The following is a 17,608-nucleotide window of genomic DNA, read 5'->3' as shown; positions in this document are numbered from 1 at the left end:
TTGTCAGTGCCATCCCAGACCTGTTCATCTTCCCACACAAAAGCGGCGCGGCGAGTCATTAGATCTGCACTCGTCACGCCGCTTACCTGTCTGTCGGAGACTGCTAGCTTAGGTCACTCGGCCTGGTTTCCGTAGCCTGGGTTCCGTAGCCTGGGTTTCCCGAGCCTGCTTCCGGGCCGTGGCGGCTCGTATACCTGCCCCTGTCATCGGCAACTCCTATGGCAGTTGCGAAATCTTTGTCCACGTCGAACCACCATTGTCGGTGTGGTATAACGTGTGCGTTTGGCCGGCCGTTCCTGGCTGCGGCTCGGCAATCACAAGGTAACCCCGATGGGCATCGGTCATATCCACTTCCGTGACTGCGCCAGGGACGTTTGGAACTTCCGTAAACCGCGCCCCGTTATCCGTGGAGACCCATAGATAGCCATTCATGTAGAGCCAGACTGACTCCGCGTTGACGGACATCGTCACTCCATTTCCGATTCCTTTCGCAACGGCAAACGCATTGACCTGCTTCCACGTTGCACCGTCATTGGTGGAACGGAACAAATTGAGTGACGTGGTGCCATTCGATTGCGGCATCAGCACAGCAAGGTAACCTGTGTTTCCAGTAAACTGTGGCTGCAAAATGTCGATCCGATTAGCCGGAGGCAGTGCCAGGTCGACCTTGGTCCACGAGATGCCGGCGTCCGTTGTCTGGTAAAGCTGATCATGGCCGTTTGTCACACCTGCGTCGGCGTTTATCTGAGGTGCACCAATCGTGAAGCCAACCGTCGAGTTGATAAACGTGATCCACTGAAACGGCACCGTTCCATTGGTAAAGCCACTTGGCTGCATCCTTTGCCACGACTCCGCTCCATTCGTAGTTCGGTACAGAGCCCCAGGCTGCGTTCCTCCCATACCGAAGTTGGGCACACTTGTCGTCATCCAGCCGTCCTTCGAGTCGGAAAATGTCAGTGTTGCCGGCACCTGTCCGTTGCCTTTCCCAGGCAGGTTTTCGTTGATGGTGGTGGTCTGCCAAGTGACACCGTTATCTTCGGATCGAAAGATTTCAATGACCCCGTGGCTGTTCGTTACGACTCCTGCTGCTACCCGAACTGCTGCCCCGTTTAGAACAGAGATGACCTCATTGTACGGTTTGCCTTGGATCGGCAGATGAGTCTGATTCCATGTGCGGCCGCCGTCCGAGGTGTGCATCAGCCCTGATTTTGTCAGCATCCAGCCGTAATTGCCGTACATCTCGATCGGCTTGTCAGCCGTCAGTTGCACACCTTGAGTTCCCACCGGCTGTATGATGCTACTCTGCATAGGCGAGTTCCGGGAGGAGTTGCTAGAGGCCGCACTGTATGATCCTCCCGCTGCAATGCCTGACGACGATGATGCATTTGTTCCGGCACTTGCCGCAGACTCCGTAACGGTCGTACCCGCCGCAGGTCCACTTTGTACCCCAAAGTGATTTGTATAATCGATGACTGCGGCAATACAAATCACAGCAGCCAAAGCAGCGCCTAAAGAACCCGCTCTGACAACCCGGCGGTTTCGCCTTTGGCTGGAAGGTTCCGGGGGTTGATGAATATGTTCAAGCTCAGCGTGCAAGCGTTGTCTGATCTGTTCTTTTCTATCACTCGGCATCCTGACGCTCTGATTCAGTGGCTCAAATTTGTCTTTCAGGTCGTTCCAATCCACGTGGACCACCTCCTTCGTGAATCTCTGTCGGCTGGGGGGGAATCTGTTTATCTGGTAACGCATCTGAGACACTGGTTCGGCGCACAAATGTCCTGTCGCTTGACTTCTGATCTCCTGGCTTAGCAGGAGGACCATCCTTATCTAGCTGAGCCGCAAGCTCATCCTCACCGAGCTTACCAAGCGGCCCGGCCTTACTAAGCTCAGCCTTGCCAAGGTCAGCAGGCGGCCCGGCCTTGCCAAGCTTAGCCTCAGGTTCAGCCAACTGTTCGCGCAGCTTGGTGAGAGCACGACTCAATGTGCTTTTCACTTTCGATTCCGTCCACCCCAGGATCTCCGCAGTGTCCCGGACCGAAAGGTCCTGCATACAGCGCAGGACAAAAGCTTGGCGCTGATCATCCGTCAGTCTGGTCAGCTGGTCTTCAAGCTCCACAAGACTCTCAAATGGAGTGCCAACATCGTACAGTTCAACGGGATCAGGCACGCTATGCCTGTTGCGAACCTGCTTCCGCCGCATGACGTCCCGCATATAGTTGCGAGCAATGTGCCAAAGCCAAGTCCGCGCAGAAGCTTCGCCGCGGAACGAGTCCCAAGTACGGATGGCTCGAATAAAGACCTCTTGCACCACATCTTCTGCGAGATGAGCATCTCGCAGGGTAAACCGCGCATAACGATACAATTCGTCCGCATAGAGGTCATACAGCTCGTCAATCACGGACGCCAATTCCTTCTTCAGTTGTTCCATGGCCCACCCCTTTCCGGGACCCATTGGTACCGTGTCATCCACTGATAATGACGTACCACGTCCTGATTTGGTTGCAAGGCGCGTCCTGTTGCCTGCTGGGGTGCCGCCCCATCACGCCCCATCACGGCAGCGAGCGCACTGATTCGCATTCAGTGTATCGGTTTTCTATGAAAAAAGGCGTGCCCAACCGGCACGCCTTACCTTATGGAATTCAATTTGACTCTCTACCTACGCCGTGAGGGGATAAGCGGCTGGGAGCCGCTTATCCCCAGGAATCCGCGACGTGAACAGGCCCCGCGCACTAACCTCAACTCCGACCCGGCAAGGTAATCGGTGGGAGTTCGTCCTCCAGCCTCGACCGTGACGCCTCGAGCCACTCTGGCAACTTCAGCTCCTCACCAAGCGCGTCGACTGACTCGTCGATGGCAAACCCCGGCGGGTCCGTTGCCAGTTCAAACAAAACACCGCCTGGCTCACGAAAGTAAATCGACCGAAAATAGTTGCGGTCTTTGACTTCCGTCACATTCAACCCAGCGGCCATCAGCCTCTTCTGCCAGCGACGCAATTCCTCCTCGTCGGCAACGCGCCACGCGACATGGTGAATTGTACCAAGCGAGTTTCGCGCAAACTGCGCATCTTCTTGACCAATCACGTCAACAATCGTTCCCGGTCCCCCACTGCCGACTTCATAGCGATGGCGGTTTCCGTTTTCTTCAATCCGTCGGAAGCCCATCACATCTGTCAGCAACTGAGATGTCCGCTCATGGTGCTTCACTTTCAGTGTGACGCTGTAAAATCCACGAATCGCGTGATCCGATGGGACTGGACCGTCTCCCCACCCCGGTCTCGCATCTGCACCTTCGTGAGCAACGAGTTCGACCGCAATACCATCGGGATCGCGAAGGGTAATGACCTGCCTCCCGCCCGTTCTCGCTTGCGGACCGCTGAACGACACCCCATACTCCGTCAGGCGCTGTGTCCAAAAGTCCACTGACTCGTGTCGGATGGAGTACGATGTGACCGTCGCTTGGCCAGCTCCCGAGCTTCCCCGGGGTCCTTCACCAAAAGGAAAGAATGTCATGATGGTTCCGGGCGTACCCACCGAGTCACCGTAGTAAAAGTGGTATACATCAGGTGCGTCGAAGTTCACCGTCTTCTTCACCATGCGAAGTCCGAGCACGCCGACGTAAAAATCAACGTTCTTCTGCGCGACGCCTGCCATGGCCGTGATATGATGAATCCCCAAAATCCCCTCACTCATGTCACTCAGCTCCCACTGTAGTGTGTCATCCCAAAAGTTAGCTTATCTTTTGTAAGCACCTATCATATTGTTAACTTTATATTAGTTACTTACCTTTTGTCAACACCACAGCCAGGAGACAACGCCGGTGGCAAACGTTCCTGTGCGTGCGAGTACGGTCCCCACGGTCACCAGGCTGAGTGAGGCTTGGGGGCCAAAGCTGTTAAACGGATCGCGCAGCAACCTCTGGTGCAATCGGTGCAGTCAGTTTTTCGATCCGCTGCATCAAGAGGTTGAACTCTGCCGGTGTGAGGCTCTGTTGTCCGTCCGACATGGCCCGTTCCGGATCGGGATGGACCTCAAGAATCAGTCCATCCGCACCAGCTGCAAGCGCTGCGAGACTCATCGCAGGCACGTAGCGCGCGATACCGACACCGTGACTTGGATCAACAATAATGGGTAAGTGGGACAGGTCCTTCACCACTGGTACGGCGTTGAGATCGAGAGTGTTCCGCGTGGCTGTTTCAAACGTCCGAATCCCGCGCTCACACAAGATGACGTTCGGGTTTCCTTCCGACAGGATGTACTCCGCGGACATCAGCCATTCCTCAATGGTCGCGGACAGTCCACGTTTCAAAAGGACCGGCTTCTTTAGGCGGCCGACAGCGCGCAACAGCGGATAGTTTTGCATGTTCCGTGCCCCGATTTGGATGACGTCGATATAATCACAGGCCATCGGGAGGTGTTCAATATCCATCACCTCTGAGACAATCGGCAGACCCGTGCGTTCTCTCGCTTGTGCCAGATACTTAAGACCCTCCTCGCCAAGTCCCTGGAACGAGTAAGGGGAACTCCGCGGTTTAAACGCCCCGCCTCGAAGCATCGTAGCCCCGTATTGTTTCAGTTGTTGCGCGACCTGGATGATTTGCTCTCGGTTTTCTACCGAACAGGGGCCGGCGATCACGGTATTCGCCCCACCTCCAACGGCTTGCTTTCCGACGCGAACCACAGTTGGTTCCGGATGACGTTCACGACTGGCAAGTTTGTACGCTGGTGTTTTTCCATGAATGCTCATCATGCCCCTCCTCGTTCTATTGAGATCAAAAAAGTTCGATTGAGATCAAAAAAAGCCTCCTCCGGTTAGGGACGAGGCTCTCGCGGTACCACCCTAATAAAAGATCGACGCCAAGACCCGGTGACACCGCTAAAAAATCAAAAAACCCCATCCCAGAAGGGACGAGGATTATCTCGCGGTACCACCCTAATCAAAGGCATACGCCTTTCACTTCGTTGTGATAACGGAAACGTTGGGACGCTTCCGGCTCAGGCTACCATCCAGGGCACCCACGTGGTTTAGATATGCCAAGAACTTCACCTTGCGGCTCCGAAGTGAACTTCCGTGATTCGCCTCAGTTCGGTTTTCACCAACCACCGACTCTCTGCACTGAAAGGAACCCGTACTCTCTTCATCCAAGCCATTGTTGTATGGAGTTGTTGTGTTGAATTGTTGTCATGTTACTCGCCAATTACAGCAATGTCAAGCGGCGTTTGCATAATTGGCACTTTTAAGACAAGGAACGGTTGTATAGCAAGTTGCCCTGTGTCGAGGGATGCGTACCACTCAAGGGCGTGACACTCCATATGAAACACTATGTTCCCCACCTGCTGATGTGTGCGTTGTCTGCGCTGTTCGACAGCAAATCTCTATGCGGTGTGCTGCCCAACCTTGGAAATGGCTAAAGCATGATGACTCCACAAAATCTCCTCGACTGAACGAACCTGTTCATCCTCACAATCCACCATCAACACCACTTGTACTTTTGACTCTCGGCTGGCCCGGTTTTTTGGGTTTCGAGGCAAAGTCAGCTTCACCAATATCCCGAGACCAAGACCGCCTAAAAAACCGATCAAACCCCACATGACAGGTCCCCACGGCAATACAAAGCCATAAATAGCTCCGAGTGCACAAAAGCACGCGGCCATCAGGGCAGGATAGTCCAGGAAGCCTTTCATATCAAACCAATACAGCGATTTGAGTCCGGCAGCCGGTCCCTCGTTCTTCTGCTCAAGCGGGATCGCGAGGATTTTCTCTTCAGGAACACCCTTCTGTTGAATGTACAAAATCGCAGTTTCGAGATCGGGAGAATGTTCAAAAGTGGCTACAATGCGGATTTTCCTTCCCTCCTTATCCGGATTAAGAGGAAACGACAACGGCTGGTACTTGGCCTTCAAGTAGTTGGCCTGTTGCCGGTCGAACAGCGAATTTTGCTCAACCGTAGACAGATATGAGTTGTAAAATGCAAAGCCGTAAATGGATGGCATAAAAAGGAACCATTCCACATTGAGGACAGACACGGCCTTTACAAAGTGGCCCGTGTACGTATAGAACAGTGCCGGCAAGAAATGAGAGAAATTGATGATCACGACCCACCAAGCCAATATAAAAATGGATGACGGGATCCTGCCGTTGTAAACTTGTCCAAGGCCCGGCATGAGAAGGGACCAGCACGCTCCAATCCAAGGCCGTCGTTTGGAGACAAAATTAAAGTGAAGCGAGTTTATCGCGAAAATCCCCACAGGAACATTTTCCTCGATGGCTGCAAACGTGAGCAGATTTGCCTCAACAGCCAACTGGTAACTCGTAAACAACGAAAAGCAAAAGACTGCACCATACAGTAAAATCCAGTAGGTCCCTCCGGCAGACAGCACGTTGACAGCTTCCTTGAAGTGTCCTGTCAGACTGAGGACGATGGCAGTGTTAAACCCGGCATGAACATTGATGAACAGTTCCCAGAGAAACAAGATCCATCCGAGGATGTACTGGCCGAGCATGATTTGCCCGAAGCCCGGGAAAAAGAATGACCATGCCATGATTACCCACGGGTTGGAATAGTGCAGTTGGTTCATGCTAAACATGCCGACAACGGCAGAATTACGACTATAAGCTGGTGGATTGCGCTTCATATGGCCTCACCTGTCGTTTCGGACGAGGGATATCTGAACGATGGTATCATCATGACCGTACGCAAACTAATAAATACCTTTATTTTTACAAAATCCCTTTTTCTTGAAATTCATTCACTCGTAATGCATAAATAGGACGCATTGAATTGATGGTTTTCCGGGGTGACGTCTTGGACAGCGAATATCAGGCTATCAGAGCTACGGAGGAAACACTGATTTCGTCACAGATCGCATTCTGGCGAACCCATGTGCTGTTTAGCTTTGAATGGTGGTTTCTTGTGCTCATGTCCATTTTGTTGTGGACGATTTGGTGGAAAACCGTTGACCGGGGCAGACTCCCACAGATTGTGATGTTTGGGGGGGCAGTGTTAATCGTTACCACGCTTCTTGATGGGATGGGCGCTCAACTGCTCTTGTGGGACTACCCTGTCCAGTTGACACCCACCTACAGCAGATTCATTCCGGTCGATTTTGTTGCACTCCCCGTAAGTTATATGTGGGTTTATCAGTACTTCCGGTCGTGGCGCTCTTTCCTTATCAGCGTCTCCGCCACTTCCGCTCTCTTTTCCTTTGTGCTTGAACCTCTGGCAACGTCCATGGGACTATATGTTCCATTACACTGGAAGTCCATCTACTCCTTCCCGATATACACCCTTATCGGCATCATTGTAAGAATGGTTGTTGAGGCCATTTTCTCGAACGGCCAAAACGCGCTGCGGAAGTCCTCATAAGCGGAAAATGGCGTGCCCCACTCGGGCACGCCAAACCTTCTTGCCTCTGCATCGACTTTCCCATGGCCTTTGCTTTGGCTCTCACTGCCTTTTACTCGTCGTGCCCTCGCTTTGCACTGTCCTTTACTTGTCGTGCCCTTGCTTTGCACTGCCTTTTACTCGTCCTGCCTTTGTTCTTACTTCCACTTCGCTTCCTACTCGAAGTTCAGGTAGCAATTGGAGAAAAGCTCGTAGCGCTCCCGTGGTGCGTACTTCTTCTCAAACTCTGCGATCCGATCTTCCCACTGCATCGTCAACCCGATATCATCAAGACCCTCGAGGAGGCATTTGCGACGGAACGGATCAACATCGAATGAGACTTCGAGCCCGTTGTCGTTGTAGATCGTCTGTTGCTCCAGATCAACTGTCAATGCATACCCGGAGTCCTGCCCACCGTCCCCCGCAGCCTTCACTTGGGCAAATAGACGGTCAACCGTCTCCTTAGGTAATGCAATCGGCAGTACGCCGTTTTTGAAACAGTTGTTAAAGAAGATATCCGCGAATGAAGGTGCCAGAATGACACGGAATCCGAAGTCGGACAGGGCCCATGCTGCGTGTTCCCGGGAGGACCCACAGCCGAAGTTCTCCCCCGTCAGCAGAATGGATGCCCCATCTGCACTCCCATTGCCCCACTCGAACTGTGGGTTGGGCGTGCCGTCCGCGTGGAAGCGCCAGTCGTAAAAGAGAAACTGGCCAAAACCACTGCGCTCGACGCGCTTCAGGAACTGCTTGGGGATAATCTGATCCGTGTCCACATTCAGCCTATCCAACACTGCGACCTTGCCACGATGACGACGAAGCGGCTCCATATGTGGGTCACCCTCCCGTTTTCAAATCTCACTCAGTTGGCGACATGATGCTCGCCCGCCAGCCCTATCTACGATATCGATGCTCCCTGCCACCCTGTCTACGACACGATGCTCTCCTCGAGCATCGCCTTCGCACTGACGAAGCGTCCTGCAATGGCTGCAGCCGCTGCCATCGCAGGGCTGACCAAATGCGTCCGCGCACCACGGCCCTGGCGCCCCTCAAAGTTGCGGTTCGAAGTGGATGCACAGCGCTCGCCTTCCGGTACGATATCCGGATTCATCCCAAGACACATGCTGCAACCTGGCTCACGCCACTCAAAGCCAGCCGACTTAAAGACCTCGTCAAGTCCTTCCGCTTCCGCTTGCAGTTTGACCTGCTTGCTGCCTGGGACGACCAGTGCACGTACCCCCGGCTTGACAGTCCGTCCCCGGACGATGCTTGCCGCCATACGAAGGTCTTCAATCCTTGCATTCGTACACGATCCGATAAACACATGCTGAATCTCGATATCCTGGATACGCATGCCCGGTTCCAGTCCCATGTAAGCAATCGCCGAGGCCGTCGCCCGCCGTGCAGATTCGCTTTCCATCTCTTCTGGATATGGCACGCGGCCGTCTACATCGGTACCCATGCCAGGATTGGTTCCCCAGGTGACCTGTTCCTTCATGGCCGTCACATCAAAGACGATTTCCTTGTCATACGTTGCGCCTTCGTCCGTCCTAAGCGTCCGCCACTTTTCCTTCGCGAACTCGAATGCGTCCCCGCTTGGCACAAAGCGGCGCCCTTCGAGGTAGGCAAATGTGGTCTCATCGGGTGCGACAAGACCTGCTCTCGCACCAGCTTCAATCGACATGTTGCAAACCGTCATCCGCTCTTCCATTGTCATGCTTCGGATGACATCTCCTGTGAACTCAATCACGTGTCCTGTCCCAAAGCCAATTCCATTCGCTGCAATGACGCCAAGCACGATGTCTTTTGCCGACACACTGTGCGGACGCTCTCCGACAATGTTGACTTGCATCGTCTTCGGCTTTGACTGCCACAAACACTGCGTGGCGAGAACGTGCTCCACTTCACTTGTGCCAATCCCAAACGCCAAGGCACCAAACGCCCCGTGCGTCGAAGTGTGGGAGTCGCCGCACACAATCGTCTTCCCCGGTTGTGTGAGCCCGAGTTCCGGACCAATGACGTGGACAATGCCCTGAGCGGAGCTGTTCAGGTCGGCCAGATCAATAGCAAACTCTTTACAGTTCTCCTCAAGGACGGCAATCTGTTTGGCTGCAATCGGATCGTTCACCACAAATGGATTATCTGTCGGTACGTTGTGGTCCATCGTCGCGTACGTTAAGTCCGGACGCCGCACCTTTCGCCCGGCTAGACGCAGCCCTTCAAAAGCCTGCGGAGATGTGACTTCATGAACCAGATGGAGGTCAATGTACAACAGATCAGGCTTTCCCTCTTCGGAAGCCACCTGGTGTGCTTCCCAAATCTTTTCAACCAGCGTTTTTGGCCCTGTCTTCTGCAACACGCTTCACCGCCTCACGTACACGCTTTGCCATTTCCTGTGTTCCTATCGGACTGTTGCCGGTCGATCCGATGCTTTGACCTGCCAGATCGGCCGTTCTTGCCCCCTCTGCGAGTACCCGCTTGACCGCTTCCTCAATCACCTGCGCCTCGACTTCGAGAGACAGGCTGTGCCGAAGCAGCATCGCACAAGACAACATCGTCGCGAGTGGATTCGCGACACCTTTGCCTGCGATGTCGGGCGCTGAACCGTGAATGGGTTCGTAAATCCCGGGCCCGCCCGCGCCAAGGCTAGCCGATGGCAATAAGCCGATGGACCCGGTGATGACCGCCGCCTCATCCGACAAAATGTCACCAAACAGATTCTCCGTCACGACCACATCAAACCGTTTCGGGTTTTGCACAATCTGCATCGCTGCACTGTCAACCAGTTGATGCGATAACGTGACACCCGGATAATCGACCGCCATCGCCTCGGCGAGTTCCCGCCAGACGCGGCTGCTTTCCAGTACATTTGCCTTATCGACTGAAGTCAGGTTGCCGCTTCTCTGCGAGGCAATCTCGAACCCAAGTTGAAGAATTCGACGAATCTCGTGTTCGCTGTACTGCAGCGTGTCGACCACCTCAATGCCGCCTTTTCCAGCGGATCGGCCGCGAGGCTGCCCAAAGTACAAGCCGCCTGTTAACTCACGGACAATCAACATGTCGACTCCGTCAACAACCTCCCGCTTCAAAGGAGATGCATCTACAAGCTCTGGGAACACCGTGATGGGCCGAAGGTTTGCAAACACCTCAAGACCTTTGCGGAGTCCGAGGAGCCCGGTCTCCGGGCGACGAGAAGCAGGCTCCTTATCCCACTTTGGTCCGCCAACCGCCCCAAGCAGGACACCTTGGCTGGCCTTGGCCAGAGCCAAGGTCGCGTCTGGCAGCGGCGTACCTGCATCGTCGATGGCAGAGCCGCCAATCAACCCTTGTTCAAATTCAAATTGATGCCCATAGACTTCAGCCACCACTTGGAGCAAGGCTACCGCTTCGGTTGTGACCTCTGGCCCAATGCCATCACCCGGTAGGACTGCAATTTTTGCATGCATTGAGATCACCTTCCCTAGGCTATTCGAGAGACAGGTCATTCAGTCGCCAAGTCGCCTCAGGCGCGACCGAGATCAAGCCTCCGTGACCGGCTCGACTGCGCGCTGTGTCACCATGGAAATCCGGTTTACCGCATCGATATAAGCTTTTGCTGAGGCTGCAAGGACGTCGTTGTCAACACCTCGGCCCCTTCCTGTCTTGCCGTCAATCGCCACCTTGACGTACACCTCGGCGAGCGAATCACGCCCGCTCGTAGTGGATTGAATCCGGTAATCAAGGAGTTCGAGCGGCGTGCCTACGACACGTTCAATCGTGTGATAAATGGCCTCGACACTGCCACTGCCGGTTGCAGCCTCGCGTACAACCTCACCGTCCGGTTTCACGAGCTCAAGAGTCGTAGTGCTGATGGACCCTGCGCTGTAAGACACGTGAAGGGACTGCAATTCGTAATGCGGCTGTTCTGCCAGGCCGACTGTGTCATAGGCCAAAGCCATAATGTCGTCATCGGTGACCAGCTTTTTCTTGTCCGTCAGTTCCTTAACAGCTTTAAAGAGCCGCAAAAACTCTGCCTCATCGAGTTTGATCCCGAGGTCTTCACACTTGACACGCAGCGCGTGACGCCCGGAATGTTTGCCAATCGGCAGACTGTTACTCGAAAGACCAATCATCTCAGGCTTGAGAATCTCGTACGTTTCCTTGTTTTTCAGTACGCCGTCCTGGTGAATCCCGGACTCGTGTGCAAAGGCATTCGCACCAACGACCGCTTTGTTTGGCGGGACCGGCATTCCTGTGAGCTTGCTGACGAGTCGGCTGGTGCGCACTGTTTGGGCGAGTTGTAACCCCGTCTCGGCGGCAAACACGTCCTTGCGAGTAGCCAAGGCAAGCGCTACCTCTTCGATTGCCACATTTCCTGCCCGCTCACCGATGCCGTTGATGGTCCCCTCAAACTGATGAACCCCCGCTCCAATAGCAGAGAGGGTATTGATGACAGCCATACCGAGGTCATCGTGACAGTGCGCCGATAATTTGACTTTCTCGATGCTGGGAACGGTCATCTGCACGTAGCGGAACAGGTCTGCGTACTCACTGGGGGTGGTGTACCCGACTGTGTCGGGCAGGTTAATGACGGTCGCACCTTCGCGGATGACCGCTTCGATGACACGCGCCAAAAACTCCCTGTCACTTCGTGTCGCGTCTTCGGCAGACCATTCAATGTCTGAGAAAAACTGCTTCGCGTAACGTACGGCAGCAACGGTGGACTCCAGGACTTGCTCCGGGGTCATCCGAAACTTGTACTCCATATGAATGGGAGACGTACCGATAAACAGGTGCAACCTCGGTGCCGCCGCCCCCCGTAACGCCTCCCAGGCTGCGTCGATATCTGCGACTGTCGAACGGGCAAGGCCCGCAACCACGGAATCCTTGATGTGTCCGGCAATCTCCTTGACCGACTCCAAGTCACCCCGAGAGGAAGCCGGGAACCCGGCTTCCATGACATCGACGCCATACGCTTCCAGTTGATAGGCGATTTCAAGTTTCTCGTGGCGATGAAGGTTTACACCAGCTGACTGTTCTCCGTCTCTCAGCGTCGTGTCAAATACTTCGATTCGGCGCACTCGCAACCACCTCTTTGGGTAATGGTTTCCCCTGTCGGATAAACGGCATCTTTTCGCGCAGCTCACTTCCTACGACGGCCAACAAATGCTGTTGCTCCTGGCGGTTGACAGCGTTAAATACGGGTCGGTTCACCTGGTTCTCAAGAACCCACTGTTTGGCAAACTGCCCGTCTTGAATCTCCTTCAGCAGTTGTTTCATGGTTGCTTTCGTTTCTTCCGTCACAATCCGAGGACCTGCGGTAAAGTCCCCCCACTGTGCCGTGTCCGAAATGGAGTAGCGCATGTACTCCAAGCCGCCTTCGTAAATGAGGTCGACAATCAACTTCATCTCGTGCAGGCACTCGAAATATGCAATTTCCGGTTGGTAACCTGCACCGACGAGGGTCTCAAAGCCAGCCTTGATGAGTGCAGACATACCGCCGCAGAGGACTGCCTGCTCACCAAACAGGTCGGTTTCGGTTTCTTCCTGGAAGCTCGTTTCAATAACAGCAGCACGGGCTGCGCCAATGCCTTTGACGTACGCGAGTGCGATGTCCTTTGCGTTGCCGCTTGCGTCCTGTTGGACAGCGATGAGTGCCGGCACGCCGCCGCCCTCGACGTACACACGACGGACGAGATGGCCGGGTCCCTTTGGTGCTGCGAGGAACACATCGACATCAGCTGGCGGCACAATCTGGGTGAAGTGAATGTTGAAGCCGTGTGCAAATGCGAGTGCTTTACCTGAACTCAAATTTGGGGCAATTTCCGCTTCATAAACAGCTGGTTGCTTCTCATCTGGCAAGAGGACCATGATGACGTCTGCTTGTGCCGTTGCCTCACCGACGGACATGACGCGAAAGCCGTCTTCCTCGGCCTTTGCAAAGGACTTGCCGCGGCGCAAGCCAACAATGACATCCACACCGCTGTCTCGAAGGTTCTGTGCGTGCGCATGCCCTTGCGATCCGTAGCCGATAATCGCTACTGTTTTGTCCTGTAGTGCGTTCAAAGTTACATCGTCATCAAAGTACATCTGTGCCATGAAATGATCATCCCTTCTGGTTGTTTGAGTCCTGCTTCATTGAAATGGAACGTGCGCAGCTGTGTATGGATACGCAGGTGTGCACTGGGGCAGGCATGCGCTAAGCAGACTAGCTGTGGATTACGTTGAAACCATAGATGACGCAAATTAAATCGAGAGCACGTAGTTGCGCGACGACCGACTCAACTCAGCAGCGTCGTTTGCCCGGAGCACTGCGGTAACACCGGTACGGGCCAGTTCCTTGATTCCGTACGGCTGAAGGAGGAAAATCAGCGCTTCCACCTTCTCTGGGCTGCCGACGGCTTGAATCGTGACGGAGTCGCGACTGACGTCGATGATGGACGCGCGGAACGGGCCGATCAGTGTGGTCAGCTCCGATCTCGTCGTAAGCGGACTGTTCACTCGAATCAATACAAGTTCACGAGCCACAATCGGGGCTTCGGTGATGTCCTGCACCTTGAGGACATCAATCTGCTTGTGCAGTTGTTTGACGACCTGCTCTGTGTCGCGTTCATCATCCACATTGAGGACAATCGTCATCCGCGAGATGCCGTCCGTCTCCGTCGCACCGACAGTAATACTCTGGATATTGAATCCGCGTCGCAGGAACAGGCCTGTGATGCGGTTTAAAACCCCTGAATGATTGTTGACTGTGACTGCAAATACACGGTTCATGGTTTCACCCCTACCATCTCGTGCAGACCCTTGCCTGTTGGCACCATGGGATACACGTTTTCCTCCGGTGTGACCCGACAGTCAATTAACACAGGACCGTCGTACTGAACTTCCCGGCTCAGGACGTCCTTTGCCTCTTCGTAGGAGTGAACACGATGACCTCGAATGCCGTACGCTTCTGCCAGCTTGATGAAATCAGGACCAGACCTCAGGAGTGATTCCGAGTAACGTTTGCCAAAGAACAGCTCTTGCCACTGCCTGACCATCCCAAGCGATCCGTTGTTTACGATAACGACTTTCACAGGCAGCCTGTATTCGACGAGCAGAGCGAGTTCCTGCAAGGTCATTTGGAACCCCCCGTCGCCAAGGAGCGCAATAACCGTGCTGTCCATCCGGCCGAGCTGTGCACCAATGGCAGCCGGCAGACCAAACCCCATCGTGCCAAGCCCGCCTGATGTGACAAAGCGGTGCGGGCGGTCAAAACCATAGAACTGCGCAGCCCACATCTGATGCTGACCGACGTCCGTCACCACAATGGCCTCGCCCTTTGTGACCTCTGAGATGAGCTCGATGAGTTTTTGCGGTTTCAGCTCGTCAGGCGTGTCGACATACCAAAGCGGGTAATCTTGCTTCAGTTTATCGAGAGATTCTCGCCAGTCCGCGGCTTCCGTTACGACAAGGTTTTCAGCAAGCAACATGCGCAAGGCCTCTCCGGCATCCCCAACAACCGGAATATCCGTAGGCACGTTCTTACCAATTTCAGCGGGGTCAATATCGATATGGACGACAATCGCCTGTTTCGCGAAGTGGGCGAGGTTTCCCGTAACGCGATCGTCGAAACGCGCTCCGATGTTAATGAGCAGGTCGGCTTCATAAAGCGCGGTGTTTGCCGCAACAGTCCCGTGCATCCCAGCCATTCCGAGAAACAACGGATGGGACCCTGGCAGGCCTCCGAGTCCAAGCAAGGTATGCGCCAAGGGAATCTGCGTTTGATTGACAAGCCGGAGGAGTTCCTCGTTTGCCTTCGCATGCAGCACCCCCGCTCCTGCCAAGATGACAGGACGCTTGGCAGCGCGAATGGCAGAAGCGACTTTGCGGATCTGCAACCGATTTGGCACAACTGTCGGTTGATAACCTGGGATTTTGACCGGTTGGCTGTAATCGAACAACCCTTCGGTTTGTGTGATGTCTTTCGGGATGTCAATCAAGACCGGACCCGGGCGTCCCGAGTTCGCAATGTGGAAAGCTTCCTTGATGACCTGCGGCAGGTCTGCGACGTTCCGGACCTGGTAGTTGTGTTTGGTCACGGGCATCGTGATCCCGACGATCGAGGCCTCCTGAAACGCATCGGTTCCGAGCACCTGCGTACCAACCTGACCGGTAATCACCACGAGCGGCAACGAGTCCATCATGGCATCTGCGAGTCCTGTCACGAGGTTTGTTGCCCCCGGCCCCGACGTGCCAATCACCACTCCGGTTCTGCCTGTGACCCTCGCATAACCCTCAGCGGCGTGAATGGCACCCTGTTCATGCCGCGGCAAGATGTGGCGAATCCCGCATTCGTACAGGGCATCGTAAATCGGCAGTACTGCACCGCCAGGGTAACCGAAAATGTACTCGACGTTCTCCTGTCTCAGGGCCTCGACCAACATCTGGGCTCCAGAAATGGGTTTTGGGTGCACAAGGTTCTTTGTCACCCCATCCTGCCCCTCGCGTTGCAGCACCGTCGTCATCCATCGATTCCTCCCTCTCAAAAGACTTAGATTTTTAGGACACCACCGGTATTGGCGGAGGTGACTAGCTTGGTGTAGCGGGCCAAGTAACCTGTCTTGACCTTCGGTTCAAACGATTGCAGGTCGTTCCTGCGGGCCGCAAGTTCTTCGTCAGACAAGAGGACGTTGATAGTCCGGTTTGGCAGGTCGATGACAATCCGATCGCCGTTTTGCAAGAGTGCAATTGGTCCACCCTCCGCTGCTTCGGGGGAGATATGACCGACTGCGATGCCACGCGTGGCACCAGAGAAGCGGCCGTCTGTGATGAGCGCTACCTGCTTCCCAAGACCACGTCCGACAATGGACGATGTGGGGGCAAGCATCTCTGGCATGCCTGGACCGCCTTTCGGGCCTTCGTAGCGAATGACCACCACGTGGCCCTCTCGCACTGTTCCGTCGTCGATGCCCGCTTGCGCGTCTTCTTGCGAGTTAAAGATGATGGCCTCGCCTTCAAACGTCTCAATCCCGGGATCGACCGCACCCACTTTAATGACAGCTCCGTCAGGAGCGATATTTCCATAGAGAATCGAGAGACCCCCGACCGAACTGTACGGGTTGTGACGCGGATGAATCACCTGTTCGTTCACAATCTCAGCCTCGGCCACAACCTCTCCAATCGGCCTTTGGCTGATGGTGATCCGCTCCGGATGCATGGCCCCTTCCACCTTGGTCAGCTCGTGAATGATGGCACTGATACCACCGGCGAGATGCACGTCATGCATGGAGTATTCGGACGCCGGGCTGATTTTTGCGAGATAGGGAACGCGTTTGGCGATCTCGTTGATCTGTGCCAAGTCGTATTCAATCCCCGCCTCGTGGGCAATCGCGAGCAGGTGAAGGACGGTGTTCGTGGAACCGCCCATGGCCATATCGAGGGCAAAGGCGTCATCAATGGCTTCGCGAGTGATGATATCGCGCGGGCGGATGTCGTTTTCAACTAACTTCATCAAATGGCGGGCTGCTTCGTAAATGAGGTCGTGACGTTCTTGTGACGTGGCGAGGATGGTGCCGTTTCCGGGAAGCGCAACACCGAGCATCTCCATAATGCAGTTCATGGAATTCGCGGTGAACATACCGGAACAGCTGCCGCACGTGGGACAGGCCTGCTCTTCAAGCTCCACAAGCTGTGCTTCCGTCATCTTCCCCGACCGATATGCGCCAACCCCTTCAAATACGGAGGTCAGCGAAAGGTTATGTCCGGTACTCGACCTCCCCGCTGCCATCGGCCCCCCGGACACAAAAACCGCCGGTACGTTGGTCCGAGCGGCTGCCATCAACATACCTGGCGTGATTTTGTCGCAATTCGGCATGTAAAAGACTCCGTCAAACCAATGTGCCTGAATCATCGTTTCGGCAGAATCGGCGATCAATTCACGACTGGGCAGCGAGTAGCGCATTCCGATGTGTCCCATAGCGATCCCGTCGTCCACACCGATGGTGTTGAACTCAAACGGGATACCTCCAGCCTGCCGGATAGCGTCTTTCACCACTTCGGCAAGTTCCTTCAAGTGAACGTGACCTGGTACGATGTCGACGTAAGAATTGCAGATCCCGATAAATGGTTTGGGCAGATCGGTTGGTTTGACACCTGTTGCGTAGAGCAAACTGCGGTGTGGAGCGCGATCGACCCCCTTCTTGATGACATCACTGCGCATTGGTTTCAAAAGCGGCGCCTCCCTTTTCTGCGTGAAACAGTAGTGAC

At 54.6% G+C, this 17,608-nt stretch carries 15 protein-coding genes and 1 other annotated feature; of the genes, 1 reads left to right on the top strand and 14 read right to left on the bottom strand.

Going from position 1 to position 17,608, the window contains the following annotated elements:
• Positions 1 to 216: 216 nt before the first annotated feature.
• From AN477_RS01345 to AN477_RS01325, 6 genes are all read right to left on the bottom strand, one after another.
• Positions 217 to 1,686 carry a WD40/YVTN/BNR-like repeat-containing protein gene (locus AN477_RS01345; RefSeq protein ID WP_054967377.1) on the bottom strand — a complete coding sequence of 490 codons (1,470 nt, stop codon included), beginning with the start codon at positions 1,684 to 1,686 and terminating at the stop codon, positions 217 to 219.
• On the bottom strand, positions 1,655 to 2,428 hold the full coding sequence (locus tag AN477_RS01340) for an RNA polymerase sigma factor (protein WP_054967376.1): 774 nt from the start codon (positions 2,426 to 2,428) through the stop codon (positions 1,655 to 1,657). Before AN477_RS01340 ends, AN477_RS01345 begins: the two co-directional genes overlap by 32 nt.
• Positions 2,429 to 2,735: 307 nt before the next feature.
• Positions 2,736 to 3,689, bottom strand: coding sequence for a ring-cleaving dioxygenase (locus AN477_RS01335; protein WP_054967375.1), 954 nt, complete (start codon positions 3,687 to 3,689; stop codon positions 2,736 to 2,738).
• Positions 3,690 to 3,891: 202 nt separating this feature from the next.
• Positions 3,892 to 4,743 carry a 3-deoxy-7-phosphoheptulonate synthase gene (gene aroF, locus AN477_RS01330; protein ID WP_245631669.1) on the bottom strand — a complete coding sequence of 284 codons (852 nt, stop codon included), beginning with the start codon at positions 4,741 to 4,743 and terminating at the stop codon, positions 3,892 to 3,894.
• Between the two features lie 154 nt (positions 4,744 to 4,897).
• Positions 4,898 to 5,150: a binding site (T-box leader), on the bottom strand.
• Between the two features lie 33 nt (positions 5,151 to 5,183).
• Positions 5,184 to 5,318, bottom strand: coding sequence for a hypothetical protein (locus AN477_RS25615; protein WP_281176293.1), 135 nt, complete (start codon positions 5,316 to 5,318; stop codon positions 5,184 to 5,186).
• A gap of 54 nt (positions 5,319 to 5,372) precedes the next feature.
• Positions 5,373 to 6,632 (bottom strand): hypothetical protein, encoded by a 1,260-nt coding sequence (locus AN477_RS01325; RefSeq protein ID WP_054967374.1) that lies wholly within the window; start codon positions 6,630 to 6,632, stop codon positions 5,373 to 5,375.
• Between the two features lie 149 nt (positions 6,633 to 6,781).
• On the opposite strand from AN477_RS01325, the gene AN477_RS01320 reads away from it, so the two are divergent.
• Complete coding sequence (locus tag AN477_RS01320) at positions 6,782 to 7,363, top strand: CBO0543 family protein (protein WP_054967373.1); 582 nt, start codon at positions 6,782 to 6,784, stop codon at positions 7,361 to 7,363.
• 194 nt (positions 7,364 to 7,557) lie between these two features.
• Here AN477_RS01320 and leuD read toward each other — a convergent pair whose 3' ends face one another.
• The 8 genes from leuD to ilvD form a co-directional block, all read right to left on the bottom strand.
• Positions 7,558 to 8,211, bottom strand: a complete 654-nt coding sequence (gene leuD / locus AN477_RS01315) for a 3-isopropylmalate dehydratase small subunit (protein ID WP_054967372.1) — start codon at positions 8,209 to 8,211, stop codon at positions 7,558 to 7,560.
• Positions 8,212 to 8,309: 98 nt separating this feature from the next.
• A complete protein-coding gene (gene leuC / locus AN477_RS01310; protein WP_425388102.1) occupies positions 8,310 to 9,740 on the bottom strand; it encodes a 3-isopropylmalate dehydratase large subunit in 1,431 nt (476 codons plus the stop codon).
• Positions 9,706 to 10,827 (bottom strand): 3-isopropylmalate dehydrogenase, encoded by a 1,122-nt coding sequence (gene leuB / locus AN477_RS01305; protein ID WP_054967371.1) that lies wholly within the window; start codon positions 10,825 to 10,827, stop codon positions 9,706 to 9,708. The genes leuC and leuB overlap by 35 nt, the downstream gene beginning before the upstream one ends.
• A 72-nt stretch (positions 10,828 to 10,899) precedes the next feature.
• Complete coding sequence (locus AN477_RS01300; protein ID WP_054967370.1) at positions 10,900 to 12,441, bottom strand: 2-isopropylmalate synthase; 1,542 nt, start codon at positions 12,439 to 12,441, stop codon at positions 10,900 to 10,902.
• Positions 12,419 to 13,459 carry a ketol-acid reductoisomerase gene (ilvC, locus tag AN477_RS01295; RefSeq protein ID WP_054967369.1) on the bottom strand — a complete coding sequence of 347 codons (1,041 nt, stop codon included), beginning with the start codon at positions 13,457 to 13,459 and terminating at the stop codon, positions 12,419 to 12,421. The genes AN477_RS01300 and ilvC overlap by 23 nt, the downstream gene beginning before the upstream one ends.
• Before the next feature lie 147 nt (positions 13,460 to 13,606).
• Positions 13,607 to 14,134, bottom strand: coding sequence for an acetolactate synthase small subunit (gene ilvN, locus AN477_RS01290; RefSeq protein ID WP_054967368.1), 528 nt, complete (start codon positions 14,132 to 14,134; stop codon positions 13,607 to 13,609).
• Entirely contained in the window at positions 14,131 to 15,786 is a 1,656-nt protein-coding gene (ilvB, locus tag AN477_RS01285) for a biosynthetic-type acetolactate synthase large subunit (protein WP_054967531.1), read from the bottom strand. Before ilvB ends, ilvN begins: the two co-directional genes overlap by 4 nt.
• Before the next feature lie 107 nt (positions 15,787 to 15,893).
• On the bottom strand, positions 15,894 to 17,561 hold the full coding sequence (gene ilvD / locus AN477_RS01280; protein WP_054967530.1) for a dihydroxy-acid dehydratase: 1,668 nt from the start codon (positions 17,559 to 17,561) through the stop codon (positions 15,894 to 15,896).
• Positions 17,562 to 17,608: the final 47 nt, after the last annotated feature.

The organism is Paenalicyclobacillus ferrooxydans, from assembly GCF_001399675.1.
Classification (GTDB): domain Bacteria; phylum Bacillota; class Bacilli; order Alicyclobacillales; family Alicyclobacillaceae; genus Alicyclobacillus_B; species Alicyclobacillus_B ferrooxydans.
The sequence above is the reverse complement of the archived record's forward strand: the minus strand, read 5'-3'. Positions and strand labels throughout refer to the sequence as shown.